This window comes from Bradyrhizobium sp. WSM2254 (assembly GCF_000472645.1).
Classification (GTDB): domain Bacteria; phylum Pseudomonadota; class Alphaproteobacteria; order Rhizobiales; family Xanthobacteraceae; genus Bradyrhizobium; species Bradyrhizobium niftali.
Window position 1 is genome coordinate 284,758 of the sequence record NZ_KI421446.1, and the last position, 18,265, is coordinate 303,022.

At 66.0% G+C, this 18,265-nt stretch carries 16 protein-coding genes; 4 read left to right on the top strand and 12 right to left on the bottom strand.

Features of this window, described 5'->3' with window-relative positions; translation table 11 throughout:
* Window positions 1–15: 15 nt before the first annotated feature.
* Both A3M7_RS0142145 and A3M7_RS0142150 read right to left on the bottom strand, forming a co-directional pair.
* Window positions 16–1,524 carry a bifunctional 3-(3-hydroxy-phenyl)propionate/3-hydroxycinnamic acid hydroxylase gene (locus A3M7_RS0142145; RefSeq protein WP_027549292.1) on the bottom strand — a complete coding sequence of 503 codons (1,509 nt, stop codon included), beginning with the start codon at window positions 1,522–1,524 and terminating at the stop codon, window positions 16–18.
* Window positions 1,525–1,599: 75 nt separating this feature from the next.
* Window positions 1,600–2,391, bottom strand: a complete 792-nt coding sequence (locus A3M7_RS0142150; RefSeq protein WP_027549293.1) for a DNA-binding transcriptional regulator — start codon at window positions 2,389–2,391, stop codon at window positions 1,600–1,602.
* A gap of 146 nt (window positions 2,392–2,537) precedes the next feature.
* On the opposite strand from A3M7_RS0142150, the gene A3M7_RS0142155 reads away from it, so the two are divergent.
* Window positions 2,538–3,521, top strand: coding sequence for a VOC family protein (locus tag A3M7_RS0142155; protein WP_027549294.1), 984 nt, complete (start codon window positions 2,538–2,540; stop codon window positions 3,519–3,521).
* A gap of 31 nt (window positions 3,522–3,552) precedes the next feature.
* On the opposite strand, the gene A3M7_RS0142160 is transcribed toward A3M7_RS0142155, so the two are convergent.
* Complete coding sequence (locus A3M7_RS0142160; RefSeq protein ID WP_027549295.1) at window positions 3,553–4,215, bottom strand: response regulator transcription factor; 663 nt, start codon at window positions 4,213–4,215, stop codon at window positions 3,553–3,555.
* Window positions 4,212–5,594, bottom strand: a complete 1,383-nt coding sequence (locus A3M7_RS0142165; RefSeq protein ID WP_027549296.1) for a HAMP domain-containing sensor histidine kinase — start codon at window positions 5,592–5,594, stop codon at window positions 4,212–4,214. Before A3M7_RS0142165 ends, A3M7_RS0142160 begins: the two co-directional genes overlap by 4 nt.
* 191 nt (window positions 5,595–5,785) lie before the next feature.
* On the opposite strand from A3M7_RS0142165, the gene A3M7_RS0142170 reads away from it, so the two are divergent.
* Window positions 5,786–6,649 carry a DUF3280 domain-containing protein gene (locus A3M7_RS0142170; protein WP_027549297.1) on the top strand — a complete coding sequence of 288 codons (864 nt, stop codon included), beginning with the start codon at window positions 5,786–5,788 and terminating at the stop codon, window positions 6,647–6,649.
* Between the two features lie 70 nt (window positions 6,650–6,719).
* Here A3M7_RS0142170 and A3M7_RS0142175 read toward each other — a convergent pair whose 3' ends face one another.
* From A3M7_RS0142175 to A3M7_RS0142185, 3 genes are read right to left on the bottom strand one after another with little or no spacing between them, the layout of a single operon-like run.
* Window positions 6,720–7,751, bottom strand: coding sequence for an L-idonate 5-dehydrogenase (locus tag A3M7_RS0142175; RefSeq protein WP_027549298.1), 1,032 nt, complete (start codon window positions 7,749–7,751; stop codon window positions 6,720–6,722).
* 28 nt (window positions 7,752–7,779) lie between these two features.
* Window positions 7,780–8,547, bottom strand: coding sequence for an SDR family oxidoreductase (locus A3M7_RS0142180; protein WP_027549299.1), 768 nt, complete (start codon window positions 8,545–8,547; stop codon window positions 7,780–7,782).
* A gap of 12 nt (window positions 8,548–8,559) precedes the next feature.
* Window positions 8,560–9,759, bottom strand: coding sequence for a mandelate racemase/muconate lactonizing enzyme family protein (locus tag A3M7_RS0142185; protein ID WP_027549300.1), 1,200 nt, complete (start codon window positions 9,757–9,759; stop codon window positions 8,560–8,562).
* Between the two features lie 174 nt (window positions 9,760–9,933).
* On the opposite strand from A3M7_RS0142185, the gene A3M7_RS0142190 reads away from it, so the two are divergent.
* Together A3M7_RS0142190 and A3M7_RS0142195 are read left to right on the top strand one after the other, a co-directional pair.
* Entirely contained in the window at window positions 9,934–10,701 is a 768-nt protein-coding gene (locus tag A3M7_RS0142190) for a GntR family transcriptional regulator (RefSeq protein ID WP_027549301.1), read from the top strand.
* A 24-nt stretch (window positions 10,702–10,725) separates the two neighbouring features.
* Window positions 10,726–12,090, top strand: a complete 1,365-nt coding sequence (locus tag A3M7_RS0142195) for an MFS transporter (RefSeq protein ID WP_027549302.1) — start codon at window positions 10,726–10,728, stop codon at window positions 12,088–12,090.
* Between the two features lie 50 nt (window positions 12,091–12,140).
* Here A3M7_RS0142195 and A3M7_RS0142200 read toward each other — a convergent pair whose 3' ends face one another.
* From A3M7_RS0142200 to A3M7_RS0142220, 5 genes are all read right to left on the bottom strand, one after another.
* The gene (locus tag A3M7_RS0142200) at window positions 12,141–12,377 is read right to left on the bottom strand and encodes a hypothetical protein (protein ID WP_027549303.1); all 237 of its coding nucleotides are present in this window, start codon (window positions 12,375–12,377) and stop codon (window positions 12,141–12,143) included.
* A 124-nt stretch (window positions 12,378–12,501) separates the two neighbouring features.
* Entirely contained in the window at window positions 12,502–13,752 is a 1,251-nt protein-coding gene (locus tag A3M7_RS0142205) for an arsenic transporter (RefSeq protein WP_027549304.1), read from the bottom strand.
* 33 nt (window positions 13,753–13,785) lie between these two features.
* Window positions 13,786–15,054 carry an MFS transporter gene (locus A3M7_RS0142210; protein WP_027549305.1) on the bottom strand — a complete coding sequence of 423 codons (1,269 nt, stop codon included), beginning with the start codon at window positions 15,052–15,054 and terminating at the stop codon, window positions 13,786–13,788.
* A gap of 5 nt (window positions 15,055–15,059) precedes the next feature.
* Window positions 15,060–15,500 carry an EamA family transporter gene (locus tag A3M7_RS0142215; protein ID WP_027549306.1) on the bottom strand — a complete coding sequence of 147 codons (441 nt, stop codon included), beginning with the start codon at window positions 15,498–15,500 and terminating at the stop codon, window positions 15,060–15,062.
* A 226-nt stretch (window positions 15,501–15,726) separates the two neighbouring features.
* Window positions 15,727–18,204, bottom strand: a complete 2,478-nt coding sequence (locus tag A3M7_RS0142220) for a PAS domain S-box protein (protein WP_027549307.1) — start codon at window positions 18,202–18,204, stop codon at window positions 15,727–15,729.
* Window positions 18,205–18,265: the final 61 nt, after the last annotated feature.

Genomic DNA, 18,265 nt, shown 5'->3' on the forward strand with positions numbered 1-18,265 from the left:
GGAAAGCGGGTTCGGTCAGGCCGCGGACGGCACGTGAGTTGGAGGAGTGACGGCGGCGACGAGCCGTTCGAGCTCGGAGTCGTTGCGAGCGGTGCCGCGCAAATAGCGGTCGGGACGGACCAGCGCGGCGATGATGCCGTGCTCACGCAGCCAGTGCCCGACGCCTTCGGCATCGTCGCCGGTCAGGATCGCGATCCCGGCCTGCGACAGGGTGAGCCGCGATGGCAGCGCGGCCGCGGTCTCGACGAGCAACACATGGTTATACCCGGTCCGGTCGTCGCTGCTGCGCCCGTCGCGCAACTCGAACTGCGGTGCGAGATGCCCGGCCAATGGCAGGCCGTCGAGCGCAAGCCCGGGGCCTAGCAGGGGCTTTTTCACCTCGAGCTTGACCGGCGCATTCGCGCGGGCTTCGCCGACCGCCAGGCCCGCTTCGATCGCCTTGGTGTTGATGACACCGCCAAGGCGGATGGCGAGCGCGATGAACTCGCGCACATGCGGTTGGCGCTCGCTCTGATAGGTGTCGAGCAATTCAGGCGCGGCGCCGTCGCGGATGATCGCGCCGAGTTTCCAGGCGAGGTTGGCCGCATCACGGATGCCGGCGCACATGCCCTGTCCGAGGAAGGGCGGGGTCTGGTGTGCGGAATCGCCCGCGAGCAGCAGCCGTTCGCTCCGCCATTGCTGTGCGATGACGGAATGAAACGTGTAGACTGCGGCGCGCTCGATCTCGGCGTCGTCGGGCGTGATCCAGCGCGACAGCAGCTCCCAGACCTTGGCCGGCTGCGCCACATCTTGCGAATCCTCGTCCGGAAGGATCGCGATCTCCCAGCGCCGCCGGGTGCCGGTGCCTCGGACATAGGTCGCCGGCCGCCGGGGATCGCAGTGCTGGATGCTGTAGTCGCCGAGGTCGCCGCGGTCGCGCTTGAGCAGCACGTCGATCACCAGCCAGCGCTCGTGAAAGCCGAGATCGTCCATGCCGGAGCCGATGAAGCGACGCACCAGAGAGCGGGCACCGTCGCAACCGATAACATAGCCGGCGCGGACCTCGCTGAGCTGTCCGTTGGAGAGATCCTCGTAGCGGACGCGCACGCCGGTCTCGTCCTGATCCAGTGCGAACACGTCGCAGCGGCTGCGCAAGGTGACGTGCGGCCAGCGCGCAAGGCCGCTGATCAGCACGTCCTCCAGATCAGGCTGGTGGAAGCGGTAGCTGAGATTCCAGCCCATCGGCGTGAGCGTCTGCGGGCGCGACCAGTCCAGCAGCATCCTACCGCCGGCGTCGAGAAAGAGCATCCCGGGGCTGAGGATGACATGCGGCAGGATCGCGTCGGCGAGGCCGATGGTCTGGAACACGCGCATGCATTCGTCGTCGAAATGCACCGCGCGGGGCAGGTGATAGGTCCGCGCCTCGCGGTCCAGCACTAGCGTCCGGACGCCGCACAGGCCGAGCAGATTGGCAAGTGTCGCGCCGACCGGGCCACGGCCGACGATCACGACATCAAACTCTTCGGGGGTGGATTTATCCTGCATGGGGCTATCTCTTCCCCAAGCCGCGCCGCGGCATCAATGCCGCTGCGCCAAGTGTCCGCCCAGCGGACGGACCCGCTAGACCTCGACCGGGATGGCCGACGCCGTCTCCCGAAGCTGTCCTGCAAACTGCGCCGCCGCCTCTTCGATCCCGAGAGCCGAGCGAATCCAGATGATGGAGATACAGCCGAATACGACGCCGTTCCGAACGATGGGCACGGCAATCGAGGCGGTCTTGGGGTTGTATTCGCCCTCGCTGCGGATCGCGTAGCCGCGCGCGGCGGTCTCCGCGATCATGCGGTCGAGGCGGGCTTCGTCGAGGAAGGGGCGATCGTCGGCCTCGTCGATGCGGCGGAGATGATTGACGATCAGGTCGCGCTCGCGCACAGGACAGGCGGCGAGATAGGCGCGGCCCGCGGACGTCCGCAGCATCGGCAGGCGCTTTCCGATCATGCCGCGGTCGATCGAGAGCGGACTGCGGGAATGCGTGGTTTCCTGTACCACCATCGCCGCGTTCTCGTATGTCGAGAGATCGACCGGCCAGACCAGGTTCTTGCTCAGTTGAGCCAGATAGGGCGCCGCCACCTGGCAGATCACCACGCCGGGATCGTAGCCGTCGCCGAGACTGAGCGCGCGCCGGGTCACGCGAAAGCGGTCGTCGCTGGCGCTGCGGGCGACATAGCCGAGTTCCTCCAGCGTCTCGAGCAGCCGGTAGACGGTCGGGCGAGGCAGGTCGAGTGCGCGGGCAACGTCGCCCGCGCGGATGCCGCCGGACCGGTTGACCTCGTGCAGCACGTCCAGACCACGCTTGAAGGCGCGGACGCCCTCCGACTGCCGAGGCGCTCCGGTCCGCGTCCGCTCCTTGGACACTTCGCATTTCCTCCCTTGTGCCGCTTCGCTCCGCGACTATCGTCATTGCAAACGCGAAGCGATCGCGGACGCTACCGTAGGATCGTGCGCGGCCGGTATCAAGTTCGCCGCAGTGCGGCGGGTGCGATGCCCTCGGGAGGACGTCGATGGAAATCACCGCGCTTGGTTATGTCGGGATCAATTCGTCGCAGATCGACCAGTGGAGCCGGCTGGCGACAACGCTGCTCGGCATGCAGCAGGTCGATCGCGGCGGCAAGATGCGGGCCTTCCGCATGGACGACCGCAAGCAGCGGCTGATCGTCGACGGCAGCAGCGATGCCGGGCTGGCGGTGATGGGCTGGGAAGTTCCCACACCCGCGGAGCTCGACGGGCTTGCCGGCCGGCTGGAGGGCCACGGCGTAAGAGTGACGTGCGGATCGCGCGCACTCGTCGACGAACGGCATGTGGCCGAGCTGATCACGTTCGCGGACCCTGCCGGCAACCGGCTTGAGGCCTTCTGCAAGCCCGAGCTTGCGACCGAGCCGTTCAAGCCGGGGCGGCCGATCTCGGGCTTTCGCACCGGCGCGCTCGGCATGGGGCACGTGGTGCTGAACGTCGAGGACGTCGAGCCGCTGTTGCCGTTTTACCGCGACGTGCTCGGCTTCCACGTCTCCGATTTCGGGCTCAAGCCCTATGGGCTCTATTTCTTCCACGTCAATGGCCGCCACCACAGCTTTGCGATGGTTGGTTCGGGACGCAGGGCGCTGCATCATTTCATGGTCGAGCTCGGGAGCCTCGACGACGTCGGGCAGGGCTATGACCTCGCGCAGCTGGATGACGGCCGTATTGCCTATACGCTGGGGCGACACACCAACGACCACATGACCTCGTTCTACGTGAATACGCCATCGGGCTTCTTCATCGAATATGGCTGGGGCGGTCGCATCATCGATCCCGAGACTTGGCAGCCGCACGAGACCTTTGACGGCCCGTCGTTATGGGGCCACGAGCGGCTCAACATGCCGGAGGAGCAGCGCAAGCGCTTGCGGGACATGAGGCTGGACGCAGCGGCCCGCGGCGTGCGCGTCGCCGACCCGCGTGTGCCGCCGCTGAACTGCGCATGGCTGGACGCAGTGGTCGCGCGCGAATGATCGACGGCCAAGCGGGATGGCGCGGGCTGCTTCAGGCCTCGCCGAGATCGACCTGCGTCAAAATTCCCTGGCGCAGTGCCAGGCGGACCAGCTCGATGTCGGAGTCGACGCCGAGCTTGTCCTTGATCAGTGAATGCAGGTTCGCCACCGTCTTCGGACTGACGTGGAGCGTCTCGGCGATCTCCTCCGTCGTGTTCTCGGCCAGCAGCAGCCGCAGCACCTCGAACTCGCGTGGCGTGAGGACGTCGGCGGCCGAGCTCTCGCCGCTGATGCGGCTCAGTGCGAGCTCGTGGTCGATGTCGGGACTGATGGCGATCTTGCCGGCGAGCACGTCCATCACCGCGCGCACCAGCGTTTCCGGCGGGCTCATCTTGGTGACATAGCCCCTCGCACCGGCGCGGATCGCCTGCACGGCGAAGCCCGCATTCTGGTGCATGGTGAAGACGAGGATTCTTGCGCCCTTGTCCCACTGCCTGATCCGCCTGACAGCCTCGATGCCGCCGATGCCAGGCATGCTCAAATCCATGATGACGAGGTCGGGTGCCTCGGACTTGAACAGACGGTAGGCCTCCGCGCCGTCGGCGGCTTCGGCGACGACGCGCAGGCCCGGTTGCTTCTGGAGCACCGAGCGATAGCCCTCGCGGACGACGGAATGGTCGTCGACCAGCAGAATGGTCGCGTCGGCCGCGCTCATGCCGCGTGCTCCAGCACCGGCCGATCGGCAGCGACAGGGATGGTGACGCGCAGCGCAGTGCCGCCATGCGGGCCGGCCTCGAAGCTCAGTCGGCCACGCAGGGCCGCGACGCGCTCGCGCATGCCGAGCAGGCCCATTCCGGATTTCGCGGCGGGGTCGCTCGACCGTCCGTCGTCGTCGATCGCAAGTACGATCTCGTCGGTACGCATCGTCAGTTCCAGGCTCACCTTGGTTGCGCCGGCATGCTTGGCGGCGTTGGTGAGGGCCTCCTGCACGATGCGATAGAGGCTGGCGCTGATCGCGGCCGGAAGGGTCTCGAAGGCGCCGTCGAACCGGATCGCAAAACGCGTCTCGCCGCGGCTGCGTCCGTTCCAGCCGGCGACCAGGCCTTCCAGGCTGGCAACCAGCCCGAGCTCTTCGACATCGGGCGGACGCAACCTGAACAGCGTGCCGCGCAGCATCTCCATCATGCCGGTAGCGGTCCGTGCGATGCCGTCGCATTCGGACAGCAGGGAAGGGCAGTCCTGCACGGCGGTCTGGCGGGCGGATGAGGCGAGCGCGCGGATGGCGGCCAGCGACTGGCCGAACTCGTCGTGCAGCTCGCGCGCGAGATGGCGGCGCTCCTCGTCCTGGAGCGCGATCAGCTTTCGCGTCAGCTCGCTGCGCTCGGCAAGCGCGGTGTCGAGGCTTTCGGCGAGATGGTTGAAGACGTCGCGGATGGCGGAAAGCTCGGCGAGATCGAACGGCGGCAGCCGTGCGGCGAGGTCGCCGGCTGCGATCCGCTCGAGGCCGGTGCGAATCATTCGGGTGGGGCGGAGCGCCCGCGCCAGTGCCGCATAGACCAGTGCGCAGAGCAGCGGCAGTGCGATCGCAAGCGCGATCATCAGGCGGCCGGCCTCGTGCCAGGCCTCCGCCGTCTGCACGGCCGGATCGACCGAGACCACGGTCTCGCCGAGCTTCGCTCCGCGTACGATCACTGGCCGCGCCGCCTCGCGGCCGGGGTCGAACAAGCTGCGATAGAAGGCCGCGAAGACCTGCGGCGGCGGGTTTGCCGGGGTAGGCGCGCCACTACAGAACCGCTGGAGTATGTCGCCGCTCGTGCCACGGAATGCCAGACACAGGCCGGGCGTCATCACGTAGGCCGATACGGGGTCAAGATTGGGGAAGTCCGAGCGCGGGCTTGCCACCCACTGGACCTTGCCCTGTTGCAGCTCCAGCGATTTCGCCACGATGGCGGCGATACCGTCGATGCGCGCGTGCGCCTCGCGGTCAGCCGTGACAAGGAAATAGGCTGATATCGCGGCGAAGCAGGCGGCCGATATTGCGGCCACGCGCAACGTCAGACGGACCTTGAGATCGGATCTCGGGCGGTTCCACATCGGCGGGCACCTGGCGCGAACGGGTTTGTTGCCTCCGCATTAAATGGCAGAACGCAAGCGGCGGAAAGCGCTGCACTCTACCGCACTGCAACGTCGTGAAATTTTCCCGGCACTCGCCGGGACGGACACGGGTGCATGGCCTGCGGCGACCATCCAGTTTTTCGGGCCGCTGCGTCACACGAGGCCTGCTCATGCACCTGTCCCGGTTGATCTTCGCCTTTCTCCTTATCGTCCTTCCGGCGGCCTATTCGCCGGCCGGTGCCGAGGCCGCCATCGGCGTTGCCATGGACGACTTCAGCTACACCGATACGTCGGCCGAGCCGGCCAACCAGACCGCCGCCCATGAGCGGCGGCTGTCGGCGTTCATGGCCGCGCTCAGGCGCGATATCAGTGCGGACGGTCGCTACCGGCCAGTGCCGTCGACGCAGGACGGCTCGGCCTTCAAGGTGATCGGCGGCATTCAGAAGATGAGCACGCTGGTGCAATGGGCCAAGGTCGCCGTGATCGACGTCGGCGCCAAGAAGATCGTGATGGACAAGCTCTACACCTTCCGCGGCGACAATGATGAATCATGGGAGCGCGCCGAGATCTTCGTGTCGCGTGAGGTCATGGCCGCGCTCGGCACACAAGCGCCGGTCGCGCTGGCGGTGTTCGATTTCGAGCTCGAGGACATGACCGCGGCGTCGGTGGGCGCCTCGGCCAGTTCGGATGCGTCGTACCTGGCTGAGGTCACCGGCAGCGTGCGCGAGGCGCTGGGCCAATCAGGTCGCTACCGCATCGTCGATGTCAGCGGCGAGGCGGTGAAGGCGCGTGCCTTGCGGGACTGTGGCGGCTGCGAGGCGGCGATTGCGCAAAAGCTCGGCGCCGACCAATCGCTGATCGGCGTGGTGCGGCGGGTCAGCCGCACCGAGTACACGCTCGGCTTCCAGGTCCGCGATGCCAGAACCGGCACCGTGGTGTCACGCGGCGACAGCGGCCTGCGCATGGGCGCGGACTATTCCTGGAAGCGCGGGGCGGTGCGGCTGGTCAGTGACCGTCTGATCGAGAGCCAATAGCGCCAACCATGACCTTGATTTTGAGCATGATCTTATCGGAAAACCGCAGCACACTTTTCCGGATCATGCTCTAGAACGTCAGCTGCACCTTCATCGACTGCGCGCGGTCGCTGGCAAGCTCGAAGGCGGCGACCGCGTTCTCGAACGGCATGGTGGCCGTAATCAGCGGCTTGACGTCGATCAGGCCTTCGCCCATCAGCCGCACTGCGAGCTCGAACTCGGGATCGAAGCGGAAGGTGCCGCGCAGCTGCAATTCCTTGGCGACGATGGAATTGATCGGCAGCGTCATCTCGCCGCCGAGGCCGAGCTGCACCAGCGTGGCGCCGGGCCTCAGCACGTCGAGTGCGATGCGCAGCGCGGCCTGGTTGCCGGAAGCCTCGAACAGCGTGTCGAACACGCCCTTGCCGGCGCGCCAAGGATCGAGCGCGGTGGCATGGGTCGCGACGTTGATGGCGTGGGTGGCGCCGAGCTTCTTGGCGACCGCGAGCGGCGCGTCGGCGACATCGGTCACCACGATCTCGGCGGCGCCGCCGAAACGCGAGACCAGGATCATGAGTGCACCGATCGGGCCGCAGCCGGTGATCAGCACGCGCTTGCCGAGCAGGGGGCCGGCCTGCTTGCCGGCATGAAGGCATACCGCGAGCGGTTCGGCGACCGCGGCCTCGGCCAGCGACAGCTTGTCCGCGATCGGCACGGCCTGCGTCGCATCGACCGTGAGGAACTCACGGAAACCGCCCTGCACATGGGGAAAGCGCATCGCGCTGCCGAGGAAGCGCATGTCGAGGCACTGGTTGCGCATGCCTTCCTGGCAATGCAGGCACTGGCCGCACGGCTTGCTCGGATTGACCGCGACGCGCGTGCCCGGCTTCACGCTGGTCACGCCGTCACCGACGGCTGCGACCACGCCGGCGATCTCATGGCCCAGCGCCATCGGCTGCTGGATGCGCACGACGCCGAAGCCGCCGTGATGATAGTAATGCAGGTCGGAGCCACAGATGCCGCCATTGGCGATCTTGACGCGGACCTCGCCCGGGCCGGGTGCCGGATCGGGGTAGCTGTCGATCCGCAGGTCTTTCGGGGCGTGAATGACGACGGCGCGCATGGGCTCGCTCCTCAATATGCTTCGCGGGTCACATCGCGGCGATCATGCCGCCATCGACATAGATGATCTGGCCGTTGACGTAAGTGGAGGCGTCCGACGCCAGGAAGATCGCCGCGCCGACCAGCTCGTCCGGCCGACCCCAGCGCTTCGAGGGAATGCGGCCCATCAGCCAGTTGTTGAAATCGGTGTTGTTGACCAGGGCCTCGTTCATGTCGGTGAGCATGTAGCCGGGGCCGATCGCATTGGCCTGGATGCCGTGCTGGGCCCATTCCACCGCCATCGAGCGGGTCAGGTTCTTGATGCCGCCCTTGGCGGCGGTGTAGGGCGCGATGGTGGGACGCGCGAGCTCGCTGCCGAGCGAGCCGATATTGATGATCTTGCCGTGCTTGCGCGGGATCATGCGCTTGGCCGCCTCGCGGCCGATCACGAAGGCGCTGGTGAGGTTGGTCTCGATCACCTTGCGCCATTCGTCGGTGGTGAACTCGACCAGCGGCTTGCGGTGCTGGATGCCGGCATTGTTGACGACGATATCGACGGCAATGCCTTGCCTGTCGAAGTCATTGAAGGCGGCAACGATCGCCGGCTCGTCCGTCACGTTGAAGGCTGCGCCCTCGGCCTGATGCCCGGCGGCGCGAAACTCGGCGACGGCCTGCTCGACGCGCTTGGGATCGACGCCGTTGATGATCAGCCTGGCGCCGGCCTTGGCCATGCCTTCGGCAATGGCGCGGCCAAGCCCGCGGGAGGAGCCGGTCACGAGCGCGGTGTGGCCGGAAAGGTCGAAAAGGGCGGTGCTCATCTCAAGAAATCCTCAGACGTTGGAACGGCGCACGGTGAGATCGCTGCGGTCGAATACCGCAGGCAGGAGGTCGACGCCAAGGCCGGGGCCTTCCATCGGGAAGACATAGCCGTCCTTGATAACAGGCATTGTGGTGACGAGCTCATTGTACCAGCCCTTGTAGAAGGCGCGCACCGATTCCTGGATCAGCGTGTTGGGCTGGCTGAACGACATGTGGATGGCGGCGATGAAGCCGATCGGGCCGATGCAATCATGAGGAGCAAACGGCCGGTGATAGGTCTCCGCCATCGCCGCGATCTTGCGGCCTTCGGTGAGGCCGCCGGTCCAGCACAGATCCGCCATCACCACATGCATGGCGTCGCGGTCGAGCATGTCCTTGTAGGGGAAGCGCGAGCCCAGCGTCTCGCTGGCACAGACCCAGACGTCGGTCGAGCGCGCATATTCGGCGAGCGCCTGCGGCGAGTTCATGCGGATCGGGTCTTCGTACCAGGTCGGCTTGTAGGGTTCGAGCGCGCGCGCGATCTGCTTGGCGGTCGGCAGGTTCCAGAGCGAATGGAGCTCGACCATGATCTCCATCTTGTCGCCGACGGCTTTCCGGATCTTCTCGAACGGTTCGATCGCCCGCTTCATCTGCGCCGCGGTGATGTAGAGACCCTTGTTCTCCTGGGCAGCGGGATCGAACGGCCAGATCTTCATCGCTGAGATGCCGCTCTCCAGAAGGCTTTCGGCGAGCGCGTCGGCGTGGTGCATGAAACCGTCGAGATCCTCATAGGGACCCCTGGAGGCGCCGAGATTCCAGTTTGCGACCGGGCTGATATTGGTGGAGCGGACATATTGCGTGCCGGCGCAGGTGTTGTAGATGCGCTGCTTGTCGCGGCAGAGGCCGCCAAGCATCTGGTGCACCGGCTGATTGCAGACCTTGCCGAACAGGTCCCATAGCGCGATGTCGATCGCGGATGCCGCGCGATACTCGACGCCGGTCGAGGACTGCGCCATCGGCAGGTTCAGCATGTCGCGATGGATGGCTTCGATGTGCAGGGGATTGCGGCCGAGCAGGCGGCCGGCAAACGTATCGTGGATCTGCGCTTCGACCGCGCCCGCGCCATAGAAGGTTTCGCCGAGACCGATCATGCCCGTGTCGGTGTGGACGCGCACCCAGATGACGTTGGAAAATTCCTCGGTGCGCAGCGTCTCGATCGACGTGATCTTCACGGCAACAATCCTCCCATCACAGACGCCTCGCGCCTCAAGTCTCATTTCGCACTGCAACATGTTGCAGGTCGCGCGGAAGTCTTACGCCTGCTTGTAATATATCACAACATGTTTTAAGGGTCCCACAAATAGGGCGCCACCCAGCAATGAGAGCGCGGCTGACAGGAGGACGACATGGCACGGCGCAAGCGCGCGCTCGAGGTGGTGAGAAACGAGGACGACGGCGAGGGCAAGCCCTCCCGGCGCAACCGGCTCAACTTCTTCGAGCTGGCCTATCAGAAGATCGAAGAGCTCCTCGTCCACTGCGAGCTCAAGCCCGGACAATTCATGACGATGCTGGAATTGCAGCAGATCACCGGCTTCGGGCGCACACCGGTGCACCACGCCGTCAATCGTCTGTCCGCCGACACGCTCATCATCATCCGTCCGCGCCACGGCCTGCACATCGCGCCGATCGATCTTGCGCGCGAGCGGATGCTGCTGGCCTTGCGCCGTGACATGGAGCGCTTTGTCGTCCGCCTCGCGGCGGATCGCGCCAGCCTGTCGCATCGCAATCAGGCGCTGCACATCGAGCGCCTGCTGCGCGAGCGCCGCGCCAGCCTGACCCTCGACGAGTTCAACCACATCGACCGCCGCATCGACGCGCTGGTGCTGGAGGCGGCCGGCGAGCCGTTCCTGGTGCACACGCTGCGGCCGCTGCACACGCTGTACCGCCGCATCGGCTACATCCACCACCGCTTCATGCCGGGCCAGGCCGATCTTTCCGGCACGATCGACCATCATCTCGCCATTCTCGCAGCCGTCGCCGGCCGCCGCGTCGATGACGCCGTGAAGGCGAGCGATGCGCTGATCGACTACATGGGCGAGATGTTCACGGGCATGGAGGCGGGGATCGACCCGCGCCTGCTCGACTGCAGCATCGAGCCGCTGCTCGGCGCGTAAAGAGTTCTGAAGAAAGGAAGAAGAATGTCGACGATGGCGATGCCACAACCGACCGCGAGCGAAGCCGCGGTCCGCTACCTGATCACGAACTACAGTCCCAAGGGTAACAAGGTCGGCTGGCTGATGATGGCCTCGATCCTGGTCGAAGCCTGGGATCTCTATTCGATCGCCTTCGTGCTGATCTTCATCAAGGAGCAATACAATCCCGATCCGCTGATGCTGGGCCTCGCCGCGGCCGGCACGCAGGGCGGCGCCCTCATCGGCGCGTTGCTCGGCGGCTGGCTCTCCGACAAGATCGGCCGCCGCGTCATGTTCCTGGTGACGATGGTGCTGTTCATCGTGCTGGCGCTGGCGCAGGCCTTCGTGCCGAACGTCACCTGGCTCATCGTGATCCGCTTCCTGCTCGGCATTCCGCTCGGCTCGGATATTTCGACCGGCTACACCTACATCATGGAATCCATGGCCAAGGGTGAGCGCGAGGTCATGGGCAACCGCTGGCAGTTCATGTTCGCGGTCGGCGAGGTCCTCACCATCGGCGTCATCGTGATCTTCCTCCTGATCGACATGCAGCACGAGATGCTGTGGCGGGTGACGCTCGGCCTCGGCGCGGTGCCGGCGCTGATCATTCTGATCATGCGTCACGACGTGCCGGAGACGGCGGTGTGGCTGGTGCAGAAGGGACGCTACCGCGAGGCCAAGCAGGTCGCGCGCGAGATGTTCAACGACAATCTCGACATGCTGCCGAACCATGACGTGGAGGTGCCGAAGGTCTCGACCCGTGCCTTCCTCGCCGACCTCAAGCAGGATCCGATCCGCTGGCGAGCGACTGTCTACGGCTGGATCGCCTGCTTTGCGCAAGGCAGCGAGTTCTCGACCTTTGCGTTCTACCTGCCGGTGCTCTTTGTCATGGTCGGCGTGTCGAGCGTGCTCGGCATCAACCTGGTGACGATGGCGCTGTTCTGCTTCGCCGCCTTGTCCGGCTGGGTCGGTCCGCTCCTGACGCCGAAGATCGGCCACCGCGGCATCGCGATCGCCGGTTTCAGCATCGTGCTGGCCTCGCTGCTGGTCGCGGCTTTCGCGCTCTACACCGACAACAAGATCCTGCTGCCGTTTGCAGCGGCCGCCATGTTGTGGGGCCATTATTGGGACGCGTCGAACTGCATGACGATCCCGACCATGGTCGCCAAGCCGAAGTACCGCGGCACCGCCAGCGGCTTCGCCTACATGTTCGTGAAGCTGCCGTCGTTCCTGGCGATCTTCCTGTTTCCGACGGTGTTCGCTGCGATCGGGCAGGCGAATGCCACGCTGATGGTCGCGATCTTCCCGATGATCGGATTGCTCGCTGCGATCTTCATCCTGCCGGAAGTCTACGGCTACGAGAACGACTGAGGACGCACTGCCCGGTCGCGGCCGTTACGGCCGCGATCGGGCTTCTCCCGCTACGGGCTCAGGAAGACGGGATCGATCCCGGTGCCCTGGCTGAGCAGGCCGATCGCCTGAAGCTGGGCGGCGTGCAGGTCGATTTCGACGATGGCGAACAGGGCCAGCAGCGCCACGACGGAGAAGACGAGCAGGGGATGGGATGTCTCCCCTCGGCCTTCAGCGGGCGCGATGAAGCTCTGGATTTCGCGACGCAGGGAAAAGCTCTGCGGCAGCGCCTTTGATTGAATCTGCATGATGAACCTTCCTTGCCGCGGCATGTCTGAATCACGCGACAAGTGAACTCTAGCCGCGGTAGCCCCGCCGGCATTGATGCACCGCAAATAACTGCACTTGATTGCCCGGCGCGTTCGGCCGCGGCTACCTGATCGCGGCAGCCAGCGCGGCGATCAAAGCGGGCGGCGTCACCAGCAGACCGAGCTTGAGGAACGGCCAGGCGCCGACCTCGATCTTCTCCCGCCGCAGCGCGACCAGCCAGAGGATGGTGGCAAGCGACCCCGTTACCGACAGATTGGGGCCGAGGTCGACGCCGATCAGGATGGCGCTGACGACAGGCGCGGGCAAATGATCGCTGGCGGCGACCGAGCCCGCGACGAGGCCGACCGGAAGGTTGTTGGCAATGTTGGTGGCGAATGCGGTTGCGATGCCGACGCTCCAGGCCGCCTTGGGGACCGATTGCGCGACGGCTTGATGCAGCAGCGCGCTGAGTTGCCCGATCACGCCTGTTTTCACCAGTGCTTCCACCATCACGAAGAGCCCGCCGACCAGCGGCAGCACGCTCCACGACACGCCCCTCAGCACGGGCAGCGGCGATTGCCGGCTCAGCAGCAGCACGATCGCGGCCGTCGCCACGCCGCAGATGAAGGTCGGCAGGCCGAGTTGCTTGTCCAGCGCCGAGGCCGTCACCAGCACGACGCCGATCGCGACGATGCCCACGGCTGTGAGCTTGCCGCCGCGGCTGAGCTTCGGATGCGGCACGCTGCGCGCGATGGTCTCTTCCTTCAGCGCGCGGTGCTGGGTCAGGCGCAGCACGACATAGGTGAGCAGGATCGATGCTGCCGAGGGCAGGGCGAACAGGCGCAGCCATTCGGTCAAATGCGGCATGCGCGCGCCGAACACGACGAGGTTGGCCGGATTGGAGATCGGCAGCACGAAGCTTGCTGCATTCGCGATGAAGGCGCAGACGAAGAGATAGGGCAGCGGCTTGGCGCCGGCCGCGCGCGTCGCGGCATAGACGGCGGGTGTCAGCACGATCGCGGTGGCATCGTTTGAGAGCAGCACGGTGACGAGGGTGCCGACGAGATAGATCAGCAAGAACAGCCGCTGCGGCGATCCGTCTGCATATTCCACCGCGAGCGCGGCGAGGTAGTCGAACAGGCCCTCGAGCCGCGCCAGTTCTGCGATCAGCATCATGCCGATCAGGAAGAGATAGACATCGACGCCCTTCTCGATGCCGACAAGCGCATCCGGCCACGGCAAGAAACCGAGCAGCACCAGCGCGGCAGCGCCGATCACGGCCCAGATCGCCTCGGGCAGGCGAAAGGGCCGGATGATGACGCCTGCGGTCGCAGCGACGATGATGCTCCAGGCCCAGATGGCCTCATGCGGCACGGTCGGCAACTTCAATCCTTGAGGTGGAATGGTTCATCTGGCAGCGATAACCGATGTCGGCGGCGCTGTCTTCCCCTTCGGCCGCAGGGTTCCACGCCGCGTCTCGGGCAAGGCGACAAGGCAGACGATCGCGCCGATCGCTGCGACCGCGCCGAGCGTGATGAACGCCGCGCTGTAACCCGCGCCGACAACGACGAGGCCCGCAAGCGTCGTCGACAGCGCCGCGCCGATGCTCTGCGCGGTGATGACCGCGCCCTGCGCGACGTTGAAACGGCCGGTGTTGCGCATGAGGTCGGCGACAATGACGGGGAAGATCGCCCCGAAGATGCCGGCGCCGACGCCATCGAGAAGCTGCACGCCGACCAGCCAGAACGGATTGTCGGAGAGCGTGTAGAGCGCTCCCCGAATGGGCAGTATCAGCAGCGCAGCGAGGAAGAAGCGCTTGTGGCCCCAGCGGTCGGCTCTCGCGCCGACCAGCATCGCGAACGGCACCATCACCACTTGGGCCGCGACGATGCAGGCCGACATCAGGCTGGTGCCCATGTTCTTGTCCTGGAGCGCGAGCTTCTGGCCGACCAGCGGCAGCATTGCCGCGTTGGAGAGATGGAAGAGCAGGACGCAGATCGCGAAGACGAGCAGGGGGCGACAGGTGAGGAGCACCGCGAGCCCTGACGGCTGTTCGCTCCGTGTATCGCCGTCGTCCAGGCCGCGGGCGAGGTCGTGGTCGATGGCCCGTTCGGGGATCGCAAGAATGCTGACAAGGCTTGCGATCGCCATGGCGCTGAGAAGGTAGAACACCACGGTCGGGCCAAACCAATAGGCGGAGAGGCCGGCAAGACCCGCCGCGACCGCGTTGCCGGCATGGTTGAAAGTTTCGTTGCGGCCGATCCGCCTGGTGAAAGCGGCATGGCCGAAGATGCCGAGCGAGACGGCGGCGATCGCCGGTGGAAAGACCACGGCGGCGGCCTGCGCGATGCCTTGCGAGATTGCGACCGGCACGAAGCCGGGGAACAACGGCAGCGACAGCGATGCAAGCGTCACCATGATCGCGGCGACAACCATCACCAGCCGCTTCGCCCGCGTCGCATCGACCAGCGCGCCGGCCGGTGTCTGCGCCACGATACCCGCGACTGTGGCAATCGACATCACGAGGCCGATGCGCGCCTCGTCCCAGTGCTGTTCGGTGAGGAGATAGACGGCAAGATAGGGCCCAAGTCCGTCGCGGACGTCGGCGAGGAAGAAGTTGGCCGCATCCAGCGCACGGCCGGCCCGCCTTGCCTGATCGGGGTCTTGGCTCGGCATCCGCTTCAGAACTTCACCGCGAGCAGCACTGCGCCGGCGCCGATCATGGCGATCCCGGCCCAGCCCTGCGCCGTCGGCCGCTCCCCGAGAAAGGTGAACGCGAAGAGAGCAACCAGAACGACACTGAGCTTGTCGATCGGCGCCACCAGCGTGGCGGGGCCAAGCTTCAGCGCGCGAAAATAGCACAGCCAGGATGCGCCGGTCGCGAGCCCCGACAGCACCAGGAACAGCCAGGTCCTGGACGAGATCGCCGAGGGCACGGCGAATTGCCCTGTGAAGAACAGCAGCACCAAAAAGGCGAGCAGCACCACGATGGTGCGGATGAAGGTCGCCAGATCCGGATTGATGTTCTCGACGCCGACCTTGGCGAAGATCGCGGTCAGCGCGGCGAAGCAAGCGGACAGCAGCGCCCAGGTCTGCCAGGCGGAGAGGAGGGCGGGTTTCATGGGCTTCCTGATGGGCGCGCGGTTAAGTCGTCGTGATGTGGCTAGCTGGAGTCTAACACTCGGTGTCGTCCCGGCGAAGGCCGGGACCCATAACCACGAAAAGGTGTTTGGCGAAGACTGCCAATGACCATCTCGTGTCAAACGTCTCCCTGGGAGTATGAATCCCGGATCGGCGCGCGCTTGAGGCGCGCTTGTCCGGGACGACAGCGGTTTGCTTGGTTCACACTCACCGCGCCACCGACAACTTCTCCGTGATCGCCTTGCGCAGGATGCGCGACAGCGATTCCACCGAATACGGCTTCTGGATCAGCTCGAAGCCGCGATGGGCGTTCTCGGCGAGCACGTTGCTGTAGCCGCTGGTGAGCACGACGGGCAGGCCCGGATAGCGCTCGCGGATGAGGCCGGCGAGCTCGACGCCGTTCATGCCGGGCATGATGACGTCGGAGAAGACGAGATCGACGGCAAATTCGTTCTCGCCGAGGATGGCGAGCGCCGCACTGGCGTTGGCGACGCGCCGGACGACATAGCCGAGGTCCTCCAGCAGCTCGGTCGAGAACTGGCCGACGTCGTCATTGTCCTCGACCACGAGCACGCGGTAGCCGCGCCCGGTGGTCGCGGCCTCGCTGGTCAGCGCTGCGGCTTCGCGCTCGGCGGCCGGGCTCTGCGCCTGCGGAAGGTAGATCGTGAAGGTCGCGCCTTTGCGAGGTGTGCTCGTCACCGCGATGTCGCCCTCGGACTGCTTGGCGAAGCCGAACGCCTGGCTGAGGCCGAGGCCGGTGCCCTTGCCGACCTCCTTGGTCGTGAAGAACGGCTCGAAGATGGCGTCGATGTACTCAGGCGCGATGCCGCTGCCGGTATCCGCGACCGAGATCGCGACATAGTCGCCGCCACGCGCCGATTGCGCGCGCAGGCTCGGGATGCCCTGCACCTTGCGCACCGCGATGGTGAGGCGGCCTTCGCCGTCCATGGCGTCGCGGGCGTTGATGGCGAGGTTGATCAATGCCGTCTCGAACTGCGCGACGTCGGCGACGGTGAAACAATCCGTATCCTGAACCTCGACGCTGATCTCGATGCGGCCGCCGACCAGCGGCCGGACCAGTTGCGCCACGCCCTCGACCTGGCTGCCGACATTGAAGATCTGCGGCTTCAGCGGCTGCCGTCGCGCGAAGGCCAGAAGCTGCGCGGTCAGCTTCGAGGCGCGCTCGACGGTGTCGGAGATGGCGTCGACATAGCGGCGGCGGCGCTCCTCCGGCAACTCGCGCCGGCGCAGGAAGTCGGTCGCCGAGCGGATGATGGTCAGGAGGTTGTTGAAGTCGTGCGCGACACCGCCGGTGAGCTGCCCGATCGCCTCCATCTTCTGCGACTGCCGCAGCGCCTCCTCGCCGCGGCGGCGCTCGGTGATGTCGACGGCCTCGGGCACTGCGCCGGTGATGTTGCCGTGGCGGTCGAGCACGGGGCGCATGCCGAACTCGAAATCGCGCTCGCCGGCCGGCAGGCGCAGCCGCATCTCCATCCGCACCGCTTCGCCCCTCAGCACCGTCTCAAAGGCCTCGCGCGCGACGTCGCTCATGCCCGGGGTCCCGGTGAACCACGGCGTGTCCCAGAACGGCTGGCCGATGACGTCCCGTGCCTCGGCGCAGATGCCGGCGAGCGTGGTCTTGTTGGCGTAGAGCAATTCGCCCTTGAGATTGACCAGCCCCTGATACTGGTTGCTGGTCTCCAGGATCGCGCGGAGCCGGGCCTCGTTGGATTCGAGCTCGACGGTGCGCTCGACGATGCGCTCTTCCAGCGTCTCGTTGAGCCGCCGCAGCTCGATCTCGGCCTGCTTGGCGGCGGTGATGTCGTGGGCGACGCCGATGAAGCCGATATGCTTGCCGGTCGGATCCCAGCGCGGCTGGGATTCGGAGCGCAGCCAGCGCCATTCGCCGCTGGCGTTCTTGTAGCGTGCTTCCAGCACGAAGGGCTTTAGCGACGCTTCACCCTGGACGGATTGCTGGAGCACATGCGGCAGGTCGTCCGGATGCAGCACCTTGCGCCAGTCGAAATCGATGGCCTCCTCGTAGGGCAGGCCGACGAAGTCGACATAGGCCTGGTTGGCGAAGGAACGCTTGCGGTCGAGTTTTGTGACCCAGATCGGTACCGGCGCGCTGTCGGCGATCAGCCGAAACCGCTCCTCGCTCTCGCGCAGCGTCTCACGGGCGAGCATCTGGTCGGTGATGTCGATATGGGCGCCGACGAGGCGGATGGCGCGCCCGTCGCTGCCACGCTCGATCTTGGCGACGACACGGATCCAGCGGGTCTCGCTGTCGCTCGGACGGATGATGCGGTATTCGGCGGTATAATCCTCGCTGGTCCCGGCCAGCGCATCGAAGAAGTGTGTCACCGCGGCGTCGCGGTCATCGGGATGGATGCGGCCGACCCAGTCCTCGTGCGATTCGTCGGCGGCCTCGGGAGGCAGGCCGTGGATCATCAGATATTCCGGCGAGCGACGGTTCTTGAAGCCCTCGCGGAAGTCGACCTCGAGGCCGCCGACCTTGCCGATGCGCTGGATGCGCGCGAGCTCGGCCTCGCGCTCCTGGAGCGCGCGATAGGCATTGTCGCGCTCGCGCGCGACGTCTTCGAGGTGCTGGCGCAGCCTCTCGGCGGCGATTGTCTCTGGCAAAGGATCGTTCAAGGCGTCGGCCGTTGTGATGCGTGTGCGCACGTGCCGGACCAATATTCACACAGACAAAGCGTGATAGCCATTGCTCAAAGGGGATAGATGG